We start from the raw sequence: 22,340 nt of genomic DNA, 5'->3' as shown, positions 1-22,340 counted from the left end.
GGCGAAGGCCGGGGTCCAGTTTCGTAGAGCAAAGGGCTTGTAATCCTGGACCCCGGCCGCAGCATGGGTGACGGTAGTGAGGGTTATCTAATTCTATTTAAAAATGAAAAACTCTAGGCAGCCAGTGCCTGTGTCAGCCATGTCGCCAGATTGGCGCGGGCTACACTGGTTTGGTCGCCGGAGATCATGTCCTTCACCGTGACCTCGCCCTTCGCCTTCTCATCCTCGCCCATGATGATGGCGAAGCGGATGCCGTTCTTGTCGGCATAGGCGAACTGCTTCTTGGGCTTGGCCGCTTCCAACTGGATTTCCGTATTGATGCCGGCGGCGCGCAGTTCCGCACCGATGGCCAGATAATCCGGCAGCAGGGCGGCATCAAACTGCGTCACCAGCGCCTGGACGGTGGAGGGGCCGTCCTGGACGATGCCGGCCTGTTCCAGCGCATAGAACAGGCGGGTCATGCCGATGGAGATGCCGACACCCGGCAGCTTGGACTTGGTGTAAAGCCCGGCCAGATTCTCATACCGCCCGCCGGAGCAGACGGAACCCAGGCCCGGATGATCGGTCAGGAAGGTCTCGTACACGGTGCCGGTGTAGTAATCCAGGCCGCGCGCGATGGCGAGATTGATGCGCCAGTGGGTCTCCGGCACGCCCAGCCCGGCCAGGGCGGACGTGACCTGCCGCAGTTCCGACAAGCCTTCCTGGAAAGTGGCGCTGTCCAGCCCCAGCCGGTCCAGATGGGCCAGCGTGTCGGCGGCATTGCCGCTGAAGCCGATCATATCCAGCACGGTCGCCGACTGTTCGGCGGAGAGCGCGATGCCGTCACCCATCAGCAGGGCCAGCACATCTTCGCGCGACAGCTTGTCCAGCTTGTCCACCTGGCGCAGCACCAGGGTGCGGATGCCGGGGTCACTGATGCCCAGCGCCTCGAACATCCCCAGCAGGATCTTGCGGTTGTTGAAATTGATCTGGAACGGGCCGACCGCCAGTTCCGTGAACACGGCATAGATCACGGCCGGCATTTCAGCGTCATAGACGACCGACAGGCTGTCCTTGCCGATCACGTCGATATCGCACTGGTAAAATTCGCGGTACCGGCCCTTCTGCGCCCGTTCCCCGCGATAGACCCGTTGCATCTGATAGCGGCGGAAGGGGAAGGCCAGATCACGCTCATGCTGGGCGACATAGCGGGCGGTGGGCACCGTCAGGTCGAAGCGGAGCGCCAGATCGGGCTTGTGCCCCTGTTCAATGCCGCCGGTGGACTGCACGAAATAGACCTGCTTTTCCGTCTCCCCGCCGGATTTGGACAACAGCACGTCCGCCACCTCGAAAACCGGGGTTTCCAGCGGCAGGAAGCCGAACCGCTCATAGGTGCGGCGGATCGTATCCAGCATGCGCTGGAAGGTGATCTGCCGGCGCGGCAGCAATTCCATCGTGCCGGGTGGGGTGCGGGGGGAGATCAGGGCCATCGGACAATTTCCAGCGGGATAGGCAGGTGTCCGGCGGTTTTAGCCGCAGTCACGCGGCATCGCCAGTACCGATATTGCTGCCCGGCTGTGTCTTTGCGGCGAATTCGTGCAGCCAGGACAAGGCGGCCGCCTCATCCCGGAAGATGCGGTGGCGGACACGCGGGTAAAAGGCGGTGACGATCTGCACCAGCCAGCTCAACTGTGTGTTGTGCAGCAGATAGGCGCAGGCGGTACAGCCTTGATCAACCCAGGGCGCGAAGCGGCGAAGATCGCGCACAATCGTCCAGTCCACGGTGCCGATATAGGTGGTCAGATCGATCAATACCTGATTGTTCGGGTGCATCAATCCCATATCGCCGGCCAGCTCAAGCGCGATGGCCGCATCTTCCGTCCGCGCATCCATATGGATGCGCAGGGTCAGGATATTTCCGTGCTTCGCTAAGGTGACAAAGCCATCCCTGCGCCCAACCGAGAACATTTTTGCAAACCTGAAATGGAAGGAAAATGTTGGGGCGCAACATAGTGAGCGACGTGTCTCTTTGTCAAACAATGCAACCAGTGAATATATAGCTTTTGTATAGTTGAACATTAGCTATAATTTTATATTATTTTTAATCTCTTTTTATAATTATTTAAAAAATCGTTATTTATCAGAAACATAAAAGATCATTCAGGGTCGGTTTGCCAGGTCACCTATCCGCCGCCTGCCACTGTCCTGCAACCCAGGTACCGTTCACACGCATCCGTTCATCCAGCAGCACCATGTCTGCGCGATACTGCGGTGCAATAAGGCCCAGCCTGTCATCCAGCCCCAGGAACTGGGCGGGATAGAGGGAGGCCATACGCAACGCCTCCTCCGTCTCCAGTCCCAGAAGGGAGGTGGCATTGCGCACTGCCTGGGCCATATCGATATCGGCGCCGGCCAGCGTGCCGTCATCGGTCACCAGCCGTCCGTCGCGACGATGGATCGTTTGGCCGTAGAGGGGAAAGCTGGTGACATCTGTGCCCGTGGGCGACATGGCATCCGTCACCAGCATCATCTTGCCCTGGGGCTTGGCGGCCAGGGCCAACCGCATCATGGCGGGATGGACATGGATGCCGTCCACAATGATCCCGCACCAGGAGGTGGGATCAAGCAGGGCAGCACCGACAATGCCCGGTTCTCGTCCCATTGGTGCCGGCATGGCATTGTAAAGATGGGTGAAACCGCGCAGGCCCGCATCCAGTGCGGCCAGGGTGCGTTCGTAACTGGCGACGGAATGGGCGCCGGACAGGATCAGCCCGGCTTTTGTCAGCGCTGTGATATCGGTCAGGTCAACCCGTTCCGGGGCCACAGACAGCAAAACCCGGTTGTCCGGCTGGAATTGCCCCGGCAGGGCGGTCAGGAAATCCATATCCGCCTTGTCGAGCGGCCGGATGAAACGGGCTTCATGCACGCCGCGCTTTTCCGTCGACAGGTAGGGGCCTTCCAGATGCACGCCAATCACGCCTGACCGGGGGTGGCGGGTCGCTTCGATCGCGGCCAGGGCAGCAGCCTGCATGGCTGACCGGGGACCGGTAATGAAGGTGGGCAGCAGGCTGGTGGTGCCGAAGCGGCGATGGGCGGCGGCAATGGTAAGGGCGGCTTCCACGGTCGGCATTTCATTGAACAATACGCCGCCGCCGCCATTGACCTGTATATCGATAAAGCCGGGTGCCACCAGCATGTCGGCACCCAGGTGCCGGGTCTTCAGGCCGGATGGCGCCATACTGCCGGGTGGCAGCAGCGCGGCGATCATTCCGTCCTTCACGGCGATGTCGGTTTCCACGATTTCCGTACCGGTGAAAACGCGGGCACCCGTCAGCAGACAATCATCCATCATGCCTCGCCCGACAGCAGCCATCTGGTGCTTGGCACGATACCCGCCACCCCTGGGAAAAGCCGTTCCGCCGCCATGTATCCGGTCCCCATCCTGCTGAAGGCGCGCGACAATATCAGATTGACGGGTCGCCATACCACTCCCCGACACTGTCTGCCCTTTGCGCGCCGCAATCACGCCTTTACCCGGCCTCACGCCCTGCCTATAGCTCCCGTGCGCATGACAGGGCGGGGGTGATTGTGGATCGGCGTATTTTTGTTGCAGCGCTGGGCGCTGCCAGTCTGGCAAGGATTGTTTCCCCCGCCAGGGCACAGGAAATAGCGGCTCCAGTGCCCATGGAGCGGACAAGCCTGCATACGCTGAAAGCTGCCAGCAACGGCAGCACCTATAACCTCTATGTCAAGACACCACCCGGCTATCACGATCCGGCCAATAAGGGGCGCCGCTATCCCGTGGTCTATCTGACGGATGGGGACTACACGTTTCAGGTGGCGTCCGGTGTCACCCGTCTGACCCATAATGCCGGCAAGATGGACCATGTCATCCTGGTCGGTCTGCCCAATGCGGTGGGCGAGGATGGCATGGCCGCCCGCCGTCGTGACCTGACACCCTGGGTCAACAGTGCCATGCCCGGCCCCAACGGGGGCGGCAAGGCCTTTGCCGAATTCATCACCAGCCAGGTCTTTACCCTGGTGGATGCTACCTACCGCACCGACCCGGCGCAGCGGACCTTTGTCGGCCAATCCTATGGCGGGCTGCTGGGCCTGTGGATTGCGCTGGCCATGCCGGGCCATTTTTCCAGCTATCTGCTGACCAGCCCATCCATCTGGTATGCGCCCAAAGGGCTCCAGCAGATCGAGGCGGATTATGCCAGCCATAACAAGGATATGAAGGCCCGTATCTTCCTGGCGACCGGTGGGTTTGAAACCGTGAAGGCAGGGTCTGGCGATCCGCGCTACAACAAGGAAACCGATATGGTCGCCGATCAGACCGCCATGGCGAAGCGATTGCGGGCGCGGGCCTATCCGGGGCTGCAGGTGCGGGATATGGTGATCCCTGGCACCATTCATGAAACCACTTTTCCCATCGGCTTTACCTATGGGATGCAATGGCTCTACGGTGTCGGGGGCTTGCGCGGTTGATCATCCGTCGCCATCCCGGTCATGCTGGCGCCATCATCGCAGCCCAGGCTGATTATCCGTAGGGTATGATGCCCGCCATGGAGAAAGAGATGCGGTCTTTCGCGAAATTTGTCCTGCCCGGTCTGCTGCTGCCGGTCCTGCTGGGGGTGGCCCCGGCACAGGCCATGCGCTGCGCCGCGCTGCCAGCGGCGGAACTGATCAGCCAATCCACCTTCATCGGCGTGGTGGAGGTGGTGGAAGCCAAGTCCGGCAACCCGCGCGGCGGCAAGCATGTGGATGGCAAGATCCATTTCAAGGCGCTGGTGCGGGAGAAGCTGAAGGGCAATCAGGCTGAAAACAGCATCATCCGCTTCACCACCCCCAGCAGTTACAACAGCCCGGCGGGCGCCTCCCATGGCTATATGGTGGAGGATAAGCCCTTCGTGCTGCTGACCCTGGACCCGGACGGCAACCTGGAAGCCACGCGCTGCATGAACTGGACGGTGGCCACCGCGCAAGGGGAGGAGGCGGAGAAGAATATCGCCGCCATCCGCGCGGCCTTGCCCCCGGTCCCGGCACCGACCAGGGACACTCTCAAGCAATGATGCTTGCCCCCGGACGGTCTTGGCCATCCGGGGGCACTTCTTCCGTCCTTTGGTGACAGGTCGCGTCGGCCGCAAAGCGCTCCATACTGGACACTGACAATGCAGACGATTGCCCCCAGAAGCCGGCATTATCCAGATCAATCCTAACACGAAGGTGTCTCACCTTGGTGAGTAATACGTGTAAAATCTCTATCGCACCAATAATAGTTCCGATTTTTTCTTAGGATTGCGATGTAATAAAATCAATCTGCAAATCATGTATTTCGCGCATTTCTTTAATTATTAATTTGAGTTCGTCTGCGTTACGCTCCCCCCATACTGTTCGTTCATTCTGCCATTCGCTACGTGAATGCATCTGAAAGCTGCCCTCGATACGGCTACGATGGAAACCTCTTGCAGAAGTCGCGATGCGACGACCGATTTGGTACGCCTTAAGCCGATTATGGCCAGCATTTCGCAACTGCGCGCGAACCCGGTTTTGAGCCGAACTTATCTGCTCAATGACTGAAAGATGGAGGTAGTGTTCGAGATCCGAAATATTCACTGCTTTGCCATCTGACCAGAGAGCGCGTCCGAGAGGATACCAGAGCCGATCCGGCATCTCATAGAATTCTTGCGGCTTGAGCACGAAATCGTCTGGGGATCCCCTTGCCGAAATGGAAAACGATGGCCTGCCATATCCGTTAATCCAGCTAATTGAGAGCGATTGCACCTGAGTATCGTCAATCATGATGCCATTAGGGCCCTTGATGGCATCAAGAATTGCTTTTGCATAATTGTCCAGATCCGCAGTTTCATCTGTTTCCAACGTCGTCTGGACATCAACATGCAGGATTATTTCAAGAGAAACATTGCTCGAATATAACCATTGGTTGGTCAGTTCCGCCTGGATCGCTGCTCGAAATTCCCCCTGCTTAGCGGAAACGTTGCCATAGGGCTTCGGAGCAAAGTGAAAATGATGCTGCCACTCGCCAAACATGGGATTGAGGCCCGCCAACGCGCCGGTGCGTTCCATCGCAAGGTGTTCCTCAAAATTGGTCATTCTCTATCCTATGGTAACTGGTGAACGGGAGTGCCAAGGCGACAAATAGGCTCCACGAATTTTGGATCCATAATCGTAACATGTATGAGTAGAATAAGGCTTTAGTATTTCTCGAATCTGGGATTATAGGACCGGTCTGACAATTCACTTAAGATCGCCGCTGCTTCTTTCACAGCTCTAAAGGCGAGAGGCGACGTGGAATGAGCTGCCGATTCCGCGACCGTATGTATGGCTCGAAGTAACGTCGCCAAAGACACTCTTATCAACTCCAACGTAGATGGTTCACACCAGAGATCATCGAAGTTCCGATTTCTTTTCTCGCCATCCCACGATGGATTGCGATTTGCAATGACGGTATCTCCCAGTCTTGTTGTAACTCCATGAGCGATGTTATTTCGGGCTACGGCACCCAAGCGTGCTGCTCGACACCAACATGTAAGGAAGCTGCGTGCATTCTCATCGGAAATGGTGGAGGCGTGATTTTCAAGTATATTAATGAGCTCCGTAATAGGCTTTCCATCCGTTTCAGGCCGGATACCTCTCGGATTGATCCGCTTCAGTGCCCAGATTGCACGCTCTAGATAGTATTCAATATTAGAAAAGTAAATTATAATTGACGCGATCATTCTTGCAATCTCAGAATCAAGACCGAGAACATGATCCAATCGGTCTGGATCTCCGAAATCCCATGCAGGACGGCTGACCATTGCTCCCCCACATCTCCAACACCGTCATTACTATGCCATTCCACTGGCTTTTTGCAGTGCTTCGCTGGCGCATCCGACATTCTTAAGTTGACCGGCGTTACCTAACCCCAGCTTGTTTCGTCCGCTTTATGGTGTCGTAGGGTCGAAACCCGTCCGTCCACTTCCGGCCCCAACTCAGCCATACGGTACGTTTTAGCCTATTGAGAAATGTCCTCAGGCGGCGTCCATTTCAGCCGCGCTGATCCTGACCTTGCTGATGCTGCGCTTTTCCAGGGAGATGATCTCAAACCGCAGCCTGTCAGCCTCCAGCACCTCGCCCGCCACCGGCAGGTGGCCCAGCTGGGTCATGATATAGCCGCCCAGCGTGGAATAGCGGTTGGCATCATCCACCAGATCGCGGCCGATCATGCCGCTCAGATGGCGGATATCGATAAAGCCATCGACCATCCAGGAACCATCTTCCTGATGTTCCAGCGCTGCGGCGTCATCATTCAGGTCGGCGAAGTCGCCGGCGATGGCTTCCAGCACATCGGTGGGGGTGGCAATGCCTTCCAGCGTGCCATGTTCATCCATGATCATGGCCATCTGCACCGGGGACCGGCGCAACTGTTCCATCACCCGCAGCACATTGGTGGTTTCCGGCACGACCACGGGCTGGCGCACCACCTTGGCCCAGTCAATATCCCGACCGTCGATCAGGGCGTTCAGCAGTTCCTTGGTAATGGCCACGCCGATGAAATCATCCACGCTGTCGCGGGCCAGGATCACGCGGCTATGGGTCAGCTTGCTGATATCCCGGCGCAGGGCTTCGGGGCTTTCATTCAGGTCCAGCCATTCCAGCTCGTTGCGCGGTGACATGATGGAACTGATGGGCCGGTCCGACAGGTCCAGCACGCCACGGATCATCTCCTTCTCTTCCCGCTTGAACAGGTCGCTCTGGGCGGCCTGTTCGGCGATGATGTCCACTGTCTCTCCCATCGGCTCTTCGCCAATGCGACCCCCCAGCAGGCGCAGCACGGCTTCCGACGTGCGCTCCCGCATGTCGGATGTGGTGATGCGCTTTTCCCGATTGTGGCGGCCCAACTGGTTGGCGGCTTCGATCAGCACCGAGAAGCCGATGGCGGCATAGAGATAGCCCTTGGGGATATGGAAGCCGAACCCTTCCACCACCAGGCTGAAGCCGATCATCAACAGGAAGCCCAGGCACAGGATGACCACGGTCGGGTGCCGCGAGACGAATGCCATCAGCGGCTTGGACGCGATCATCATCACGGCCATCGCGATACAGACGGCAGTGATCATGACCCAGAGATGTTCCACCATGCCGACGGCGGTGATCACGCTGTCCAGCGAGAAGACGGCATCCAGCACGACGATCTGCACAATCACCTGCCAGAACACGGCATGGACGACGCGGCCTTCCTTGGGCTTGTGGGCGCCTTCCAGCCGCTCATGCAGTTCCATGGTGCCTTTGGCCAGCAGGAAGATGCCGCCAAAGATCAAGATCAGGTCGCGGCCGGAGAAATCAAATGTCGCGACAGTGAAAAGCGGCTGTGTCAGCGTCACGATCCAGGAGATCGAGAAGAGCAGCACGATGCGCATGACCAGCGCCAGGCTCAAGCCGATCAGGCGGGCCTTGTTGCGCTGATGCGGCGGCAGCTTATCGGCCAGAATGGCAATGAAAACGAGGTTGTCGATCCCCAGAACGACTTCAAGCAAGACAAGGGTCGTCAGTCCGATCCATATATTAGGATCAGCAAGCAGTTCCATTTTCAGGCCTTCTGGTGGGGGAGCGGCAGAACGCGAAAAGCCCCGGACAGGCCGTCCGAGGCGCGCTGCTTCCCATATGCGGATTGATGACGGGGATCAGGCAGGCGCCTTTGGGCCGGCGCCCGCCTGCATCGGTGTCTGCTTTCGCTTCTACTACTGCCGCCGTCGTCTGACATGGCTCTTAGGATCGGTTTCCGTCTAAGGTCATCATCTCTCAATGGCGGGCACAGTAGCGTGGATTGCCCGCTGCGGCAAGAAACCAGCCTTTGACATCTTTGTTCCCCCGTTCGCCATGTGCAGCCTACCGGCCTTTCATGCGCCGAACCCGGCTTGCCGGATGGGGGGGATTTCGGTAGGAACCGGGCTCATGAAACAGCAGCCTGTCAAGATCGCCCCCTCGATCCTGTCCGCCGACTTTGCCCGGCTGGGTGAAGAGGTGCGCGCCATCGACGCCGCCGGCGCCGATTACATCCATATCGATGTGATGGACGGGCATTTCGTACCCAACATCACCATCGGACCGGGTGTGGTGAAGGCGCTGCGCCCGCACACGGCCAAGACCTTCGACGTGCATCTGATGATCGCGCCGGTGGATAATTTCATCCAGGGCTTTGCCGATGCCGGCGCCGATATTATCAGCTTCCACCCCGAAGCCGGGCCGCACCCGCACCGCACGGTGCAGCTTATCCGGTCCCTGGGTAAGAAGCCGGGCATCGTGCTGAACCCGCACACGCCCCTGTCCATGGTGGATTATCTGCTGGGCGATATTGATCTGGTGCTGGTCATGTCGGTCAATCCCGGCTTTGGCGGGCAGAGCTTCATCACTTCCCAGTTGGACAAGATCCGTGAGCTGCGCCGCCGCATCAATGCAATGTCGGAAGCCCAGGGCGGTCGCGTGATTGATCTGGAGGTTGATGGCGGCGTCAATGTCGCCACGGCCAAACAATGTATTGAGGCCGGGGCCGACGTGCTGGTGGCGGGCACCGCCACCTTTGTCGGCGGGCCGGATGCCTATGGGGCCAATATGCGCGCTCTGCGCGGCGAAGCCGGTTGATCGGCACCCCATGACGGTCAGCAGCGGCAGCGATCATAAGCGGTTCCGGACGGGGGCGGGGGATTGGTATCGCGCCTCCCCGCTTTACCAGATGACGGCCCTGTCTGGCCCGGTGCCCCTGCAATTGCTGCTGGTGCCGCCCGATCCCTGGCCGGGCGATGCCCCGCAGGGGCAGGAACTGCTGAACAACCATTTTCGCTTTGCCGGCCTGTCGCTGGCCGGTGAGGTGCCGCCTTGGGAGGCGCCGGCGGCAACCGCCCCCTGGTTGACGGAGATGCACGGCTTTGACTGGTTGCGCCATCTGCGCGCCACGGGGGGCGATGGTGCCCGCCGTCAGGCCCGTGTGCTGACCAACCATTGGCTGGACCTGTATGGCAAGCGCTGGCACCCGGTGGCCTGGGCGCCCGATATTGTCGGCACCCGCATTGCCGCTTGGATCGGCCAGCATGATTTCTTCCTTGCCAGCGCCGATGACCAGCTTCGCGCCGCCACCTTTGACAGTCTGGCCCGTCAGGTCCGGTTCCTGGAACGGGTGTTGCCCGGCAAGCTGGTCGGCACCGACCTGATCACCGCCATCAAGGGTCTGGCCTATGGCGGCCTGTGCCTGCAAGGCATGGGGCGGATGGTGGAGCGGGCGCGGATCCTGCTGACGCGGGAATTGCCCAAGCAGGTGCTGCCCGATGGCGGCCATATCGAACATTCCCCCGCGCGCCAACTGGTGGTGCTGCGCCATCTGATCGACATCCGGGGCTGTTTCCGCGCCGCGCGGGAAGAGGTGCCGGAGGCGTTGCAGCACGCCATCGACCGCATGACGCCGACGCTGCGCTTCTTCCGCCATGGGGATGGCGGCCTGGCCCTGTTCAATGGTGCCCAGGAAGGGGAGCCGGTGCTGATCGACACGGTGCTGGGGCAGGCGGATGCGCGGGGCCGGCCGTTGAAATCCACCCCCCATATCGGGTTTGAGCGGTTGACCGCCGGGCGCACCTGCATCCTGATGGATACGGGCTATCCGCCGGGGCCGGGCCTGGATGACCATGCCCATGCCGGCACCCTGTCGTTTGAGATGAGCGTGGGGCGGGAGCGGATGATCGTGAATTGCGGCGCCCATCCTGCCGATATGGGCCCGTGGCGTGCAGCATTGGCCGCCACCGCCGCCCATTCCACCGTCACCGTGGCCGATACCAACTCCACCGGCGTGAACGAGGCGGGTGGCCTGTCCCGCCGGCCGCAGCGTGTCCTGTCGCAGCGGGCAGAGGCCAATGGCGGCACGCTGCTGGAAGCGTCGCATGACGGATACCGGCCCCTGTTCGGCCTGACCCATCGCCGCCGGCTCTATCTGGCGGAATCGGGGGAGGATTTACGGGGCCAGGATGTGCTGGCCGGCCCGCCGGGCCACGCCTTTGCCGTGCGTTTCCACCTTCATCCCAGTGTGCAGACGGCCTGGGTGGAAGGGGAGGCGGGGCTGATGCTGCGTCTGGCCTCTGGCGCGCTGTGGCATCTGCGCGTGTCCGGGGCGGAGATCACGTTAGAAGACAGCATCTATCTCGGCCACGGGACCGAGCCGCGCACCACCCGGCAGGTGGTGCTGCGCGCGGTGACCGGGGGCGGGGAGACGCTGGTCAAATGGGGCTTCCGCCGCGAAGGCACCGACACTGAAACCTGACGCCGATATGTGATCGGCACTAACCGTCCGGGCCGGTCCATATGGATCGGCCCGGCTTCTTTTCCATCCCAGGGTTGACATCAATGACCATCGATCTTGTTCCCATCCGCCGCGCCATCATCTCCGTTTCCGACAAAACGGGCCTGATCGATCTGGGCCGCGCCCTGGCCGCCCGTGGGGTGCAGATCCTCTCCACCGGCGGGTCGGCCAAGGCGCTGGCCGATGCCGGCCTTGCCGTGACCGAGGTGTCGGACCATACCGGTTTCCCGGAGATGATGGATGGGCGGGTGAAGACCCTGCACCCCAAGATCCATGGCGGTATCCTGGCCCGGCGCGATTTCCCCACCCATACCGACGCCATGTCGGCACACGACATCCCCGGCATTGATCTGGTGGTGGTGAACCTCTACCCGTTCGAGGCCACCGTGGCCAAGGGTGCGGATTTTGAAACCTGCATCGAGAATATCGACATTGGCGGCCCGTCGCTGATCCGGGGTGCGGCCAAGAACCATGATTTCGTCGCCGTTGTGACGGATGCGTCCGACTATGCCGAGCTGATTGCCCAGTTGGAGGGCAATGACGGCCAGACCACGCTGGGCTTCCGCCGCAAGCTGGCCGCCAAGGCCTATGCCCGCACCGGTGCCTATGATGCCGCCATATCCCGCTGGTTCGCCGGCCAGTTGGGGGAGGATTACCCCCAGCGCCTGACCTTTGGCGGCGAACTGCGCCAGACCCTGCGCTATGGCGAGAACCCGCACCAGTCCGCCGCCTTCTACACCACCGGCGATCAGCGCCCCGGCATCGCCACCGCCACCCAGCTTCAGGGCAAGGAACTCTCCTACAACAACCTGAACGACACGGATGCGGCGTTCGAACTGGTGGCCGAGTTCGACCGTCCGGCCATCGCCATCATCAAGCACGCCAACCCCTGTGGCGTGGCCGAGGGCGAGAACCTGCTGGATGCCTATACCCGTGCGCTGGCCTGTGACCCGGTATCGGCCTTTGGCGGCATCATCGCCATGAACCGCACGCTGGATGCCGCGACTGCCGAGCAGATCGCCAAGCTGTTCGCCGAAGTGGTGATCGCCCCGGATGCGGACGAGGCGGCCAAGGCGTTCCTGGCCACCAAGAAGAACCTGCGTGTGCTGCTGACCGGTTCCATGCCCAACCCGGCGGAACCGGGCCTGTTCGTGAAGTCGGTTGCCGGTGGCTATCTGGTGCAGACGCGCGACAATGGCCGCATCGCCTTAGCCGACCTGAAGATCGTCACCAAGCGCGCCCCGACCGAGGCCGAACTGGCCGACCTGCTGTTTGCCTTCCGCGTGGGCAAGCATGTGAAGTCCAACGCCATCGTCTATGCCAAGGCGGGTGCGACGGTGGGCATCGGTGCCGGCCAGATGAGCCGGGTGGACAGCAGCCGTATCGCCGCCTGGAAATCCGCCGACGCCGCCAAGGCCGCCGGTCTGGCCGAGGCCGGCACCCAGGGTTCGGTTGTGGCGTCGGACGCCTTCTTCCCCTTCGCCGACGGGTTGCTGGCCGCCGCTGACGCCGGCGTGACGGCGGTGATCCAGCCCGGCGGTTCCATGCGCGACGCCGAGGTAATCGCCGCCGCGGATGAACGCGGGCTGGCCATGGTGTTCACCGGGATGCGCCACTTCCGGCATTGACGCTGTAGGGGTGGTGTGAGGAAAGGGGCGCGACCGCAGGGCCGCGCCCCTTTTTTTTGTTTTGGCTGAGGGGGTGACTGATTTTGGAGTTGGAGGCAGGCAAGCGGCTATGAGTAATTCAATGCCGAAATTCAGCCTATGGGTAAACTTGAAATCTAATGCACTAGCGCAGACGCAAGATTCATATCGTCGTGTCGAAACCAGCCCTTAACGTATTGAAATGCCTAAGAAGGTGGTCCGAAAGAGGCGAATCCTTTGTCGGAGTTGATGCATTAGTGGAATATATCTAAAAGTGGTTATTATTATGTTATGTTTTTCTAGACAAATTCGTCTTTTTTGTGATTTTGTTGGGGGTGTTTATATCGTTGTGTGATGATTGGGGGGGGCTCGTAATAGAATGGTAAAAGTCGAGAAAAGACATTTTCTACGTGCGGCTTTAGAAATTGGCCAAAGTGGCGAAAATGACACAATTCCATACGATATAGACGCCACTTTTATAAAGGAAAGCGCTGAAAAACTTGCAGATATTTGTATAAATTTTTTTCGAAAAGTGGATAGTGGAAGTTTTGGGAGGCCATTAAATTTTATGAATGGCCTCACAATTACTTCTGAGCGATTGCTTGTGCCGTCGGGTTCACATGGCTTTCGGATAACCGCTAAGATACATCCGTTCTGGAACCTTTACTTGAATGGTTTGGGGTTGGCTCTCGCTGAGGCAAATGAGTGCAAGCGAGCTTTTCGAGCACATTCGTATCGTCTCAGCAGTAATGAAAAGGATTTTTTTGATCGAACACGCTCATGGCGCTCATATAAGGAGGCGACGCTTAAAGAAGATATTTTAGCAGATAACCAAGCTGTCGTTGTTCAAACGGACATCGCAAGTTTTTATGAGCATATTTACCACCATAGGCTTGAAAATGTAGTAAAAGATCTAGCGGCTGATAGTTCAACTATTGCGCTTCAGATTGATCGGATTTTGAATAAGCTTGCGGCAGGTCGTTCGTTCGGCTTGCCTGTTGGCGGACAATGCGCTCGTGTGCTTGCAGAGGTCATGATGACCCCAATTGACCAGTCGCTCTCTGACGCCGGCCTAATATGGCACCGCTACGTAGATGACTTTACGTTGATCTGTAGGTCGCAACAGAAGGCATATGAGGCGTTGTCTGTGCTGTCTCACGCCCTTGCGGACTATGGTTTGTCGTTGAACCGCAGCAAAACGACGTTTCTCAGCGCTAAGCATTATAGGGATTTTACAGAAAATCAAATTGGAATTGGCTTGGATTCCACCTCTGTTCTTCGTGAAATTGATCTACATTTTGACCCATACTCGGATAATGCAATAAGTGATTATGAAAGGCTAAAGCAGTCACTTGATCAAGTTGATATTTCTTTTCTGCTTGATCTAGAACTGGAAAAATCTCAGCCGGACGCATTTGTCGTTGCTCAAATTGGTCGAGCTCTGAAGTTCCAAGATCCAAAGATTGCTGAGCAATTATGTGCTACCCTACTTGACGCCAAAAATTTGGACTCGTTCCGAGCATCATGGTCCAAGATCATGCGTGGCGTTTACGCTGTCCGCTCTCAACAAGATTTTAATACGATATTTTCTAAACTTGATGCTCTGTTGGATAAAATCCCAGAGGCTGCGCCGCATCTTCTAGTTCCCGAGGCCAATCTCCTCCATTTTCTGCGTGCGATCCGGTTTGTAAGGACCGAGACACGCGGCAGCTTCGTGAGGAGGACATATGACAGTACATCGTCTTCAGCAGTGAAGCGAGGCTGTATTGACTGTTGGAGGCACTGGCGGGATCGTGCAAACTTCACTCGTGTTCGCAACCAATGGGCCAATCTGGGGCTAGATGAACAGCGTATGGTATGGCTCGCTGCCGGTTCTTTTGGTGATGAGGGTATAAAAGCGCGAGATCAGTTGCGTGCATCTCTTGCACAATCTTGGAAGCTTGGCTTCGAAACAGAACAATCTCTGAGTTTTTCTGCCATTTATGAGAGTTGGGCCAAGAATGCAAATTAATCGTCTCCCGCGCAAAGATCCACGAACTGTCGCTCGGGATATTCCTGGCGTCCTTGATGTGCTGTTTCCGACATTAACCGGCGGACTAGTTTCTTCCCTAAACAAGAGAATGTTTTCGTTCAAAAACATTATAGCAATTCCAGAGTCGATAATTGGACAAACCCAATTGCAAAAAGCGATGTTGTTCGAATTGTCCGTCGTGCGCGCAGAAGGGATGCTTCGTGGTGATGTGGTCGAAGATTGGGATAAGTATCTGCGGCTTGCTTCCCAACGCCAGAGCCACCATTACGACGCCTGTATACCGAAAACTTTAAAAGAAGAAGATATTGTGATCGCAGAGCATGCGGCGCGAAATCTTAATTCGATGTTGGCCAGTGTGAAAGCCCAGCGACCAAATGTGGCGCTAGAACAAAGCCCTGTAATCCCAGGCCTCGGATGGATCGCGTCGGGAAATGGTGATTTTGCGCTTGGATCGATGTTGATTGAGGTAAAGCATACAGAGCGAAATTTTGGATCTGGTGATTTCCGACAAGTTATAATGTATTGGCTTCTAAAATATGCGCGATCTATTGAAACTGATGATGAAATTTGGTCGGAAATACTTTTTCTTAATCCGCGACGTAATGTAGCACTTCTCATCGATTTCAACTATCTGCTTCGAGCCGCTTCCGCGCGTCTAGATCGTGTTGAACTCCTGGAATTACTACGCGCTATCTTAAGTCAAGAAACTGAACGTAGATAATTTCCTGCGCGATTGACGTTTTCAGACATTGATTGTCCGATAATGCCAACCGTCAGCAGGAGGGCGGGCCAGGACCAATAAAATATTGATTTCATCCTTAAGTCTCCGCAATTTAACGATTGTGATTTGCGGACAACGAAATGCGATTCCCATAGCCTATGGCAAAGGTCACCGTTGGCCCCGCAAGCCTTTCGCCCCTCACTGCCGGCAGCCCGGCGTCCCGCATTTCTTCGCGTCGGCGGGGATATAGACGCCGCAGGTCGGGCATTTCACCATGTCTTCGGCGGAGCTGGCTTTCGGCGGGGTGCGGTTGCCTTTGGGGCTGGCGTCTTTGCCGCCGGCGCGGCGCAGGGCGTCGGCGCGTTGGCGTTGCAGCTTGCCCACCAGGCGAAAGCCGAACCAGACGATGGCAAGAATGCCGATCAGGGTGATGAGTTTGGTCAAGGACAGCATGATCCCGCGAGAATGGCGATCCGCCGCCCCGGTGCCAAGACCAAAATAGGGCGGCGGCAGGAAAGCCTTAAAAGGTCGCAGCCTTAAGGCCCGAAGCGTCAGAGGCCGAACCGGGCGAAGGCCGTGCGTTCCGAGGCCAGATCCAGCGCCCCTTCGGCCAGGGTGGCGGTATCCAGCCCGATCAGCCGGCCAATCCCCGGTCGCTTGGTCGGGTTTACCACATGGATGCGTACCTTCTCGCCAAACCGTTCCCGCATCACCGACCGCACATCGCCCAGCCGGTCCACCAGCCCCAGTTCCAGCGCACGGGCACCGGACCAGAAGGCACCGTTGAACAGTTCCGCCTCGTCCTTGCCGTCCAGCCGGGCACCGCGCCGCTGGCGGACCCATTGCTTGAACCCTTCATGCACCTCGGCCTGCAGGGCTTCCAGATGGGCCACATCGTCGGGCCGTTCCGGGCGGAACGGGTCCAGCATCGCCTTGGACGTGCCAGAGGTGTGGACGCGGCGTTCCACCCCGATCTTGGCGATCAGGTCGGTGAAGCCGAAACCGGCGGACACCACGCCAATGGACCCGACGATGGAGGCGGGATCGGCCACGATTTCATCCGCCGCGCACGCCAGCCAATAGCCGCCCGACGCCGCCACATCTTCCACAAAGGCCAGCACGGGCACTGATTTTTCCTGCGACAAGGCGCGGATGCGGCCGGCGATCAGGGAGGATTGCACCGGCGACCCGCCCGGCGAATTGACCAGCAGCACCACGGCCGACACATCCGGCGGGGCAAAGGCGCGCTCAATCGGGTCGGCCAGATGCTCCATCGACAATCCGCGCCGCGCGGTGCCCTGGGCGCTGATCACCCCGGACAACCGGATGGCGGACACGATCGGCGGCACAGAGGCACCGGCCAGTTTGGCGATACGGCGGATCAGCATGGGGGGTGGCGGCCTTGTTCTGGGAAAATGACTTCATTCTAAATAGGGGCTGGTTCGGGGCTGCGAAAGGGGCGGGCCATACTTCCGCGCTCTTTGCCCGGTTGACGGGGCGGAAAAGCCTATGCAACGTGAAGGTATGGTTGCACGGCATCATTCCCTTGTGCGCCGGCTCTGCGTCCCCGCCCTGTCACTCCTGGTGATGGGGTCTCTTGCTGTGCCTGCACGAGGCCAGGAAGCAGCGATTAGCATCATGGCTTCTGAAATTCCCCCGCTTGTGCTGGAGGAGCCGGCCCGCCGTGGCATCGTGCTGGATATGGTGGTGGAAGCGGTTCGCCGCGCGGGACTGGTGCCGCATATCACCTTCATGCCCTGGAAGCGGGTCAAGGAAACTGGCTCTGCCGCCAAGGACACGCTGATCGTTCCGCTCACGCGGTTGCCGTCGCGCGAGGCCGATTTTACCTGGATCGCTCCTCTATTGTCGGTGGAGCGGGTGCTGGTCAGCCTGAAGCACCGGGTTGATACGTTGGACCAGGCCCGCGCCCTTGGGGTGCGTATCATCGTTGCTGCCGGCAGCGCCCCCGAACAGGCATTGAAAGATGCCAATTATCCGCTCCACCTGATCATATCGGTGCCGATGGGGATGAACGAACCCTATATGCTGCGGATGGGGCGGGGCGATGCGTGGTTCACCAGCGGTTTCCAGGCGCAATGGCGGTGGCAGGGCGAGGGCCATACCGAACCGCTGATCGTTGGTGATGTGATCCAGGTGGATTCTATCTATCTGGGCTGTTCGCTGCAATGTGACCCGGCCTATGTCAAGGCTCTGGCGGCGGCGGTGGAATCGATGCGTCTTGATGGCACGCTGGCGGCGATCCCCCAGCTTTATGTCCGCACCAATTAATCCCTCATCGCCCGCCGGCGGGGCCAGGGCCCAGGTGAAGCCCCTCTCCATGACGCAGAATGGCTTCGGCTTCGGCTGTGTAATCCGCACCATCCGCATGCAGTACCAGACCGGGCAGCAGGCGCAGGGGGGAGCGTCGGTCGCGCCGTCCCTGGACAACCACCCGCTTCGCCGCCACACCCGCGCGCGGCCAGAGCGGGAAGACGGCGATATCCCCAAACCGCCCCTCCATCAGCGTCAGTAAGGTCGCCAGCCGTTCGGCAGGGAAAATTACGCTGAGGCTGCCCCCGCTTTTCAACAGGCGCAAGCCCGCCTGGATGAAGGCGGCAAGGTCGGCCCCTCCCTCACCATGGCTGGCGGCCTTGCCGGCACGGGGGGAGGGGCTGTGCCGGCCCGCTTCCCAGAAAGGCGGATTGGTCATCACATGATCGAAACTGTTAGGGGAAAGGCCGCTATCGGCAATCTGTGCCACGTCGCCCTGTATCAGCGCGGCGCGATCTGCCCAGCCGCCCGCCGCAATGCCCTGCTGTGCCCAGCGCAACGCCTCTGCCTGGATGTCCAGCCCTGTCAGGCTGATCGAGGGGCAGCGCGCGGCCAGGCACAGCAGGGCGGCGCCGGCCCCGCACCCCAGGTCCAGCACCCGCTGCCCCGGTTCAGCCGGGATAGATGCTGCGAGTAAAACCGGGTCGATGGCGGCACGATAGCCCTTCGCCGGCAGATACAGCGTCACCCGCCCACCCAGCAGGGCCACGGGTGCGGCATCTTCATCCACCATTATCATTCACCGGCATATAGATATAGGATGTGGCGTCCCAGAATCAGCCCTGTCACTGTGGCCCCTCCTTATTGATCAACCCGGCGTCGCGCAGCAATGTCTGCGCCTCCGCCAGATCATCATCGCCGACGCAAAGCCGCCGGGGCAGGGCGCCGATGCTGCCATCCAGGGCGGCGGCATGCTGGTCCAGCAGCACACAGCCGATGCCCGAATCTGCCAGCAAGGCCTGGGCATAAGCAATCTCCACCGGGTTGTTGCTTCGCATCAGTTCCTTCATCGCCACTTCTTTCTTATATATGTCCATCGTGGCAGGGCGGTCATGCCGGTGGCGGTCGCGCGCGGGCCTTGACCCCGGCGGCTCCCCCGCTATGCTCCCCTGCGATCAACGGTCCGTCAATCATGCGGGCCCGTTCCCGCCTGTCCTGGTATGGAGTACCCGATCCGTGGCCACCGTGACCACCCTTGACCCCAAGCGGCGCAAGCCGGGCTCGGACGCGCTCGACCAACTGGTGGCGCTGGTTGCCGATGATCTGGTCGATGTGAATGAACTGATCGTCGCCCGCATGCATTCCCCTGTGGCGCTGATTCCCCAACTGGCGGGATATCTGGTTGCCAGCGGTGGCAAGCGGTTGCGCCCGGTGCTGACGCTGGCGGCCGCCAATCTCTGCGGTTACAAGGGCGACCGGCATAAGCCGCTGGCGGCGTGCGTGGAATTCATCCACACTGCCACCCTGCTGCATGATGATGTGGTGGATGAAAGCGACCTGCGCCGCGGTCAGGCCAGCGCCAATGCCGTGTTCGGCAATAAATCCTCGGTCCTGGTCGGGGATTTCCTGTTCGCCCGCGCCTTCCAGGTGATGGTGGAGGATGGGTCGCTGGATGTGCTGCGCATCCTGTCCAACGCCTCGGCCGTCATCGCGGAAGGGGAGGTGCTTCAGCTCACCACCTCCAACGATACGGAGACGAGCGAGGAAGCCTATCTTGAGGTGATCAAGGCCAAGACGGCGGAACTGTTCGCCGCCGCCTGCCGCATCGGTGCCGTCGTCGCCGACCGCCCGGCTGCGGAGGAGGAGGCGCTGCGCAGCTTCGGCCTCAATCTCGGCATCGCCTTCCAGCTTGTCGATGATGTGCTGGATTATTCCGCCGCCCAGGCCCGTCTGGGCAAGACGGTGGGCGACGATTTCCGGGAAGGCAAGATCACCCTGCCGGTCGTGCTGGCTTTCCGCCGGGGCACGGACGAGGAACGGGCCTTCTGGCGCCGCACCATGGAAGATATGGAGCAGCAGGACGGCGATCTGGATCATGCGATCGAGCTGATGGCCAGGCATAATGCCCTGCGCGACAGCGTGGAGCGGGCCCGCCATTATGTTTCCGTCGCCCGGGATGCGCTGGGCCTGTTCCCGGCCAGCCCCGTGAAGCGCGCCCTGCTGGACGTGCTGGAATTCGTGGTCAACCGCGATTACTGATCAGTCCCGCTTAGGAGCGATATGAGAAGGCCGGGTGGAAACGCCCGGCCTTTTTGTTTGTTTTCAACGTGATAGGCCTGCGCATCTGCCATGCGTTCAGTTTTTTGGAAAAACCTGCATCAAGTGCTTGCAGCCAGTCGGGGATAGCGCTATACACCCGCCCACGCCACGGGGCGCCAGACGAACGGCACCGAGGCGGACATGACGGAGTATAGCTCAGCCTGGTAGAGCGCTGCTTTCGGGAGGCAGAGGCCGGAGGTTCGAATCCTCTTACTCCGACCAGTAAAAAGCCGGTGGACCCTTGGTTCACCGGCTTTTTCTTTGTCTTTTGGGTGCCATTCCTGCTTGGGCGCCGCACTACCCGAACGGGTAAGCCCATCCGCCCTTGCGCCCTTTATTTGACAGGGCCGCTGGTCCGGCGGCACAAAGAAAGGGCGATGTCGGAAATCAGGGGCCCCATGTCCTGCCGCACCCTTCTCTGCTGCCTGTTCCTGCTGGTGCCGTTGACCGGATGTGCCAGCCGGCAGGCAACGCCGTCCAATGGCGCTGTTACCCTTACCCCATCCGCACCTGACGCCGATCCGCTTCTGCCGCTGACGGGACAGATGGCCGATGTGCCTATGGAAGGGTTGATCACCCCGCCGGCGGAACCGCCAGCCGCTGCCCCGCTGATTGCGGAATCCAAACGCTATTTCAAGGGCGAGGGAATGGCGATGGATAAGGCACAGGCGGCCGCCCTGCTGCGCCGCGCCGCTGATCTGGGCAGTGCCCAGGCCGCCTTCACCCTGGCTTTGTTCAAAATGCGGGGGGAGGGGATGGCGCAGGATATTCAGGGCGGGATGGTCGATCTGGTCGCTGTGGCCCGGCGCGGCCATCCGGATGCGGCGGCCACGCTGGGTGAAAGGCTGATCCCGCGCGACCCTGACCGGTATGAGAAACATTTTGGCCAGGCGGTCTATTGGCTGAGCGTGGCGCGCCGCGCTGGCCATGAAGGGGTGCGGGAAGGACATCGCACGCTGCTGGAAGTGACGCGCCGCCAGCGCAACCTTCCCGCCATGACCGGCAGCGGTGACAGTGTGGATGATCCGGTCCGCTTTGAGCCCGATGCCATTTCCACCGATGCAAAGGCCGCGGCGGCGGAAGAGGCGGTGGCGGATATCCTTTATCCTGGCTGGAAGCGGGAAGGTCGGGAGCCGGTGGGGGAGCAGGGTCTGGAAAAGGACAGGCTGGTGCTGGTCAACAGTTCCGGGCAGAAGGCCGTGCTTTATTTTGATCGCACCAGCGGCACCGCGAAGGGATTGCAGGCCACCGCGCAATAGGGGGGGGGAGTTGTATCTCCGTTGATTGCGGTCTCACGGATCATCATAGCCGGCACCGAAATGACGTTGCCAGAAACCAGCCAGCCGCGGATCGGCCTCCACCTTGCGCGCGACAGTGACAATGCCGGGCGCAACAGCGGCGATAGCCTGCCGGCGGGGCCGCCAATGCGTCATCATACATATATAGAGGTCCAACACGGTCCAATCCGGCGTGCCGAGAACCCAGCCGCCGGGTTGCGGCTTCAACGCCGCTTCCATCGCCTGCCAGCAGGCCAGCGTGCGATCGATGGTGGCCTGCTTCAGCGCGGCCTGGGCATCGGCCCCCGGCACCCACCGGTCACAAAAGTCCCCCACCGTATACATGGGATAGATCGCAGCCGGCAGATAGACCAGCCAGCGCAGGAAGGTGGGGCGCAGGGGATCACCCGGTGCCGGGGCCAGCGCGCCGGGATGCCGCTCCAGCAGCCAGAGCAGGATGGCCACCGATTCCGTCATCACCGTGCCGTCGGGCAGGCGCAGGGTGGGGATTTGGACCAGCGGGTTCACCGCGCGTAATGCGTCTACCGCCGGTGATGGCGTCCACGGCTCCGCTTCCACATAACCGTAACCCTCCCCCAGTAAGGTGAAGGCGGCTTCCACCACGGCGGAGCCACAGCCCTTGGCACCATAAAGGACCGGTTTGACTGGCATATGCATCCCCCCGATACATTTATCGTCAAGGATCGGAACACAGGGTGAACGGCCATGCAAGCGGGACTTTTGT

General features: G+C 59.8%; 20 protein-coding genes and 1 tRNA gene. 11 read left to right on the top strand and 10 right to left on the bottom strand.

Annotated features, from left to right (window positions below; all coding sequences use genetic code 11):
• Positions 1 to 113 precede the first annotated feature (113 nt).
• The 3 genes from hisS to nagA form a co-directional block, all read right to left on the bottom strand.
• A complete protein-coding gene (gene hisS, locus G473_RS0121935) occupies positions 114 to 1,469 on the bottom strand; it encodes a histidine--tRNA ligase (protein ID WP_029014871.1) in 1,356 nt (451 codons plus the stop codon).
• 49 nt (positions 1,470 to 1,518) lie between these two features.
• Positions 1,519 to 1,947, bottom strand: a complete 429-nt coding sequence (locus G473_RS0121930; RefSeq protein ID WP_029014870.1) for a hypothetical protein — start codon at positions 1,945 to 1,947, stop codon at positions 1,519 to 1,521.
• Positions 1,948 to 2,158: 211 nt separating this feature from the next.
• Positions 2,159 to 3,463: an N-acetylglucosamine-6-phosphate deacetylase gene (gene nagA / locus G473_RS0121925; RefSeq protein ID WP_245580238.1), complete on the bottom strand. Its 1,305-nt coding sequence runs from the start codon at positions 3,461 to 3,463 to the stop codon at positions 2,159 to 2,161.
• Between the two features lie 104 nt (positions 3,464 to 3,567).
• On the opposite strand from nagA, the gene G473_RS28310 reads away from it, so the two are divergent.
• Complete coding sequence (locus G473_RS28310; protein ID WP_154667519.1) at positions 3,568 to 4,470, top strand: alpha/beta hydrolase; 903 nt, start codon at positions 3,568 to 3,570, stop codon at positions 4,468 to 4,470.
• 89 nt (positions 4,471 to 4,559) lie between these two features.
• Positions 4,560 to 5,054: a hypothetical protein gene (locus G473_RS0121915; RefSeq protein WP_154667518.1), complete on the top strand. Its 495-nt coding sequence runs from the start codon at positions 4,560 to 4,562 to the stop codon at positions 5,052 to 5,054.
• 220 nt (positions 5,055 to 5,274) lie between these two features.
• Here the strand turns inward: G473_RS0121915 and G473_RS0121910 are convergent, their stop codons facing one another.
• Together G473_RS0121910 and G473_RS0121905 are read right to left on the bottom strand one after the other, a co-directional pair.
• A complete protein-coding gene (locus G473_RS0121910; RefSeq protein ID WP_029014867.1) occupies positions 5,275 to 6,096 on the bottom strand; it encodes a RusA family crossover junction endodeoxyribonuclease in 822 nt (273 codons plus the stop codon).
• A 920-nt stretch (positions 6,097 to 7,016) separates the two neighbouring features.
• Positions 7,017 to 8,522 (bottom strand): TerC family protein, encoded by a 1,506-nt coding sequence (locus G473_RS0121905; protein ID WP_245580235.1) that lies wholly within the window; start codon positions 8,520 to 8,522, stop codon positions 7,017 to 7,019.
• Positions 8,523 to 8,940: 418 nt separating this feature from the next.
• Here G473_RS0121905 and rpe point away from each other — a divergent pair, with 418 nt between their 5' ends.
• The 5 genes from rpe (at position 8,941) to G473_RS30050 (ending at position 15,728) form a co-directional block, all read left to right on the top strand.
• Entirely contained in the window at positions 8,941 to 9,627 is a 687-nt protein-coding gene (gene rpe, locus G473_RS0121900) for a ribulose-phosphate 3-epimerase (RefSeq protein WP_029014865.1), read from the top strand.
• 10 nt (positions 9,628 to 9,637) lie between these two features.
• Positions 9,638 to 11,290 carry a heparinase II/III family protein gene (locus G473_RS0121895; protein WP_029014864.1) on the top strand — a complete coding sequence of 551 codons (1,653 nt, stop codon included), beginning with the start codon at positions 9,638 to 9,640 and terminating at the stop codon, positions 11,288 to 11,290.
• Positions 11,291 to 11,373: 83 nt separating this feature from the next.
• Positions 11,374 to 12,957, top strand: coding sequence for a bifunctional phosphoribosylaminoimidazolecarboxamide formyltransferase/IMP cyclohydrolase (gene purH / locus G473_RS0121890; protein ID WP_029014863.1), 1,584 nt, complete (start codon positions 11,374 to 11,376; stop codon positions 12,955 to 12,957).
• Positions 12,958 to 13,354: 397 nt separating this feature from the next.
• Positions 13,355 to 14,986: an RNA-directed DNA polymerase gene (locus G473_RS30055; RefSeq protein ID WP_084438481.1), complete on the top strand. Its 1,632-nt coding sequence runs from the start codon at positions 13,355 to 13,357 to the stop codon at positions 14,984 to 14,986.
• Positions 14,976 to 15,728 (top strand): hypothetical protein, encoded by a 753-nt coding sequence (locus tag G473_RS30050; RefSeq protein ID WP_084438479.1) that lies wholly within the window; start codon positions 14,976 to 14,978, stop codon positions 15,726 to 15,728. The genes G473_RS30055 and G473_RS30050 overlap by 11 nt, the downstream gene beginning before the upstream one ends.
• A gap of 198 nt (positions 15,729 to 15,926) precedes the next feature.
• Here G473_RS30050 and G473_RS0121885 read toward each other — a convergent pair whose 3' ends face one another.
• Together G473_RS0121885 and G473_RS0121880 are read right to left on the bottom strand one after the other, a co-directional pair.
• Positions 15,927 to 16,172: a hypothetical protein gene (locus tag G473_RS0121885; protein ID WP_154667517.1), complete on the bottom strand. Its 246-nt coding sequence runs from the start codon at positions 16,170 to 16,172 to the stop codon at positions 15,927 to 15,929.
• Between the two features lie 107 nt (positions 16,173 to 16,279).
• The gene (locus G473_RS0121880; RefSeq protein WP_051330569.1) at positions 16,280 to 17,116 is read right to left on the bottom strand and encodes a S49 family peptidase; all 837 of its coding nucleotides are present in this window, start codon (positions 17,114 to 17,116) and stop codon (positions 16,280 to 16,282) included.
• Between the two features lie 250 nt (positions 17,117 to 17,366).
• On the opposite strand from G473_RS0121880, the gene G473_RS0121875 reads away from it, so the two are divergent.
• A complete protein-coding gene (locus G473_RS0121875; protein ID WP_029014860.1) occupies positions 17,367 to 18,017 on the top strand; it encodes a substrate-binding periplasmic protein in 651 nt (216 codons plus the stop codon).
• A 4-nt stretch (positions 18,018 to 18,021) separates the two neighbouring features.
• On the opposite strand, the gene G473_RS0121870 is transcribed toward G473_RS0121875, so the two are convergent.
• Both G473_RS0121870 and G473_RS0121865 read right to left on the bottom strand, forming a co-directional pair.
• Positions 18,022 to 18,792 carry a tRNA1(Val) (adenine(37)-N6)-methyltransferase gene (locus tag G473_RS0121870; protein WP_029014859.1) on the bottom strand — a complete coding sequence of 257 codons (771 nt, stop codon included), beginning with the start codon at positions 18,790 to 18,792 and terminating at the stop codon, positions 18,022 to 18,024.
• 52 nt (positions 18,793 to 18,844) lie between these two features.
• Positions 18,845 to 19,069, bottom strand: coding sequence for a putative signal transducing protein (locus G473_RS0121865; RefSeq protein WP_029014858.1), 225 nt, complete (start codon positions 19,067 to 19,069; stop codon positions 18,845 to 18,847).
• A gap of 166 nt (positions 19,070 to 19,235) precedes the next feature.
• Here G473_RS0121865 and G473_RS0121860 point away from each other — a divergent pair, with 166 nt between their 5' ends.
• The 3 genes from G473_RS0121860 (at position 19,236) to G473_RS0121850 (ending at position 21,577) form a co-directional block, all read left to right on the top strand.
• Positions 19,236 to 20,258, top strand: a complete 1,023-nt coding sequence (locus tag G473_RS0121860; protein ID WP_029014857.1) for a polyprenyl synthetase family protein — start codon at positions 19,236 to 19,238, stop codon at positions 20,256 to 20,258.
• Positions 20,259 to 20,463: 205 nt separating this feature from the next.
• Positions 20,464 to 20,540: transfer RNA gene (locus G473_RS0121855), tRNA-Pro, on the top strand.
• Between the two features lie 155 nt (positions 20,541 to 20,695).
• Positions 20,696 to 21,577, top strand: a complete 882-nt coding sequence (locus G473_RS0121850) for an SEL1-like repeat protein (RefSeq protein WP_154667515.1) — start codon at positions 20,696 to 20,698, stop codon at positions 21,575 to 21,577.
• 33 nt (positions 21,578 to 21,610) lie between these two features.
• Here the strand turns inward: G473_RS0121850 and G473_RS0121845 are convergent, their stop codons facing one another.
• Positions 21,611 to 22,267, bottom strand: coding sequence for a glutathione S-transferase family protein (locus tag G473_RS0121845; RefSeq protein WP_029014855.1), 657 nt, complete (start codon positions 22,265 to 22,267; stop codon positions 21,611 to 21,613).
• Positions 22,268 to 22,340 lie beyond the last annotated feature (73 nt).

The organism is Niveispirillum irakense DSM 11586 (assembly GCF_000429645.1).
Taxonomy (GTDB): domain Bacteria; phylum Pseudomonadota; class Alphaproteobacteria; order Azospirillales; family Azospirillaceae; genus Niveispirillum; species Niveispirillum irakense.
The sequence above is the reverse complement of the archived record's forward strand: the minus strand, read 5'-3'. Positions and strand labels throughout refer to the sequence as shown.

Excerpts from the sequence above, each read along its gene's own strand:
- G473_RS30055 (WP_084438481.1), top strand. The coding sequence starts at position 13,355 with ATGGTAAAAGTCGAGAAAAGACATTTTCTACGTGCGGCTTTAGAAATT.
- G473_RS0121915 (WP_154667518.1), top strand. The coding sequence starts at position 4,560 with ATGCGGTCTTTCGCGAAATTTGTCCTGCCCGGTCTGCTGCTGCCGGTC.
- G473_RS0121845 (WP_029014855.1), bottom strand. The coding sequence starts at position 22,267 with ATGCCAGTCAAACCGGTCCTTTATGGTGCCAAGGGCTGTGGCTCCGCC.
- G473_RS0121865 (WP_029014858.1), bottom strand. The coding sequence starts at position 19,069 with ATGAAGGAACTGATGCGAAGCAACAACCCGGTGGAGATTGCTTATGCC.
- hisS (WP_029014871.1), bottom strand. The coding sequence starts at position 1,469 with ATGGCCCTGATCTCCCCCCGCACCCCACCCGGCACGATGGAATTGCTG.
- G473_RS0121870 (WP_029014859.1), bottom strand. The coding sequence starts at position 18,792 with ATGGTGGATGAAGATGCCGCACCCGTGGCCCTGCTGGGTGGGCGGGTG.
- nagA (WP_245580238.1), bottom strand. The coding sequence starts at position 3,463 with ATGGCGACCCGTCAATCTGATATTGTCGCGCGCCTTCAGCAGGATGGG.
- G473_RS0121910 (WP_029014867.1), bottom strand. The coding sequence starts at position 6,096 with ATGACCAATTTTGAGGAACACCTTGCGATGGAACGCACCGGCGCGTTG.
- G473_RS0121930 (WP_029014870.1), bottom strand. The coding sequence starts at position 1,947 with ATGTTCTCGGTTGGGCGCAGGGATGGCTTTGTCACCTTAGCGAAGCAC.
- G473_RS0121850 (WP_154667515.1), top strand. The coding sequence starts at position 20,696 with ATGTCGGAAATCAGGGGCCCCATGTCCTGCCGCACCCTTCTCTGCTGC.
- rpe (WP_029014865.1), top strand. The coding sequence starts at position 8,941 with ATGAAACAGCAGCCTGTCAAGATCGCCCCCTCGATCCTGTCCGCCGAC.
- G473_RS0121895 (WP_029014864.1), top strand. The coding sequence starts at position 9,638 with ATGACGGTCAGCAGCGGCAGCGATCATAAGCGGTTCCGGACGGGGGCG.
- G473_RS0121880 (WP_051330569.1), bottom strand. The coding sequence starts at position 17,116 with ATGCTGATCCGCCGTATCGCCAAACTGGCCGGTGCCTCTGTGCCGCCG.
- G473_RS0121875 (WP_029014860.1), top strand. The coding sequence starts at position 17,367 with ATGGCTTCTGAAATTCCCCCGCTTGTGCTGGAGGAGCCGGCCCGCCGT.
- G473_RS30050 (WP_084438479.1), top strand. The coding sequence starts at position 14,976 with ATGCAAATTAATCGTCTCCCGCGCAAAGATCCACGAACTGTCGCTCGG.
- purH (WP_029014863.1), top strand. The coding sequence starts at position 11,374 with ATGACCATCGATCTTGTTCCCATCCGCCGCGCCATCATCTCCGTTTCC.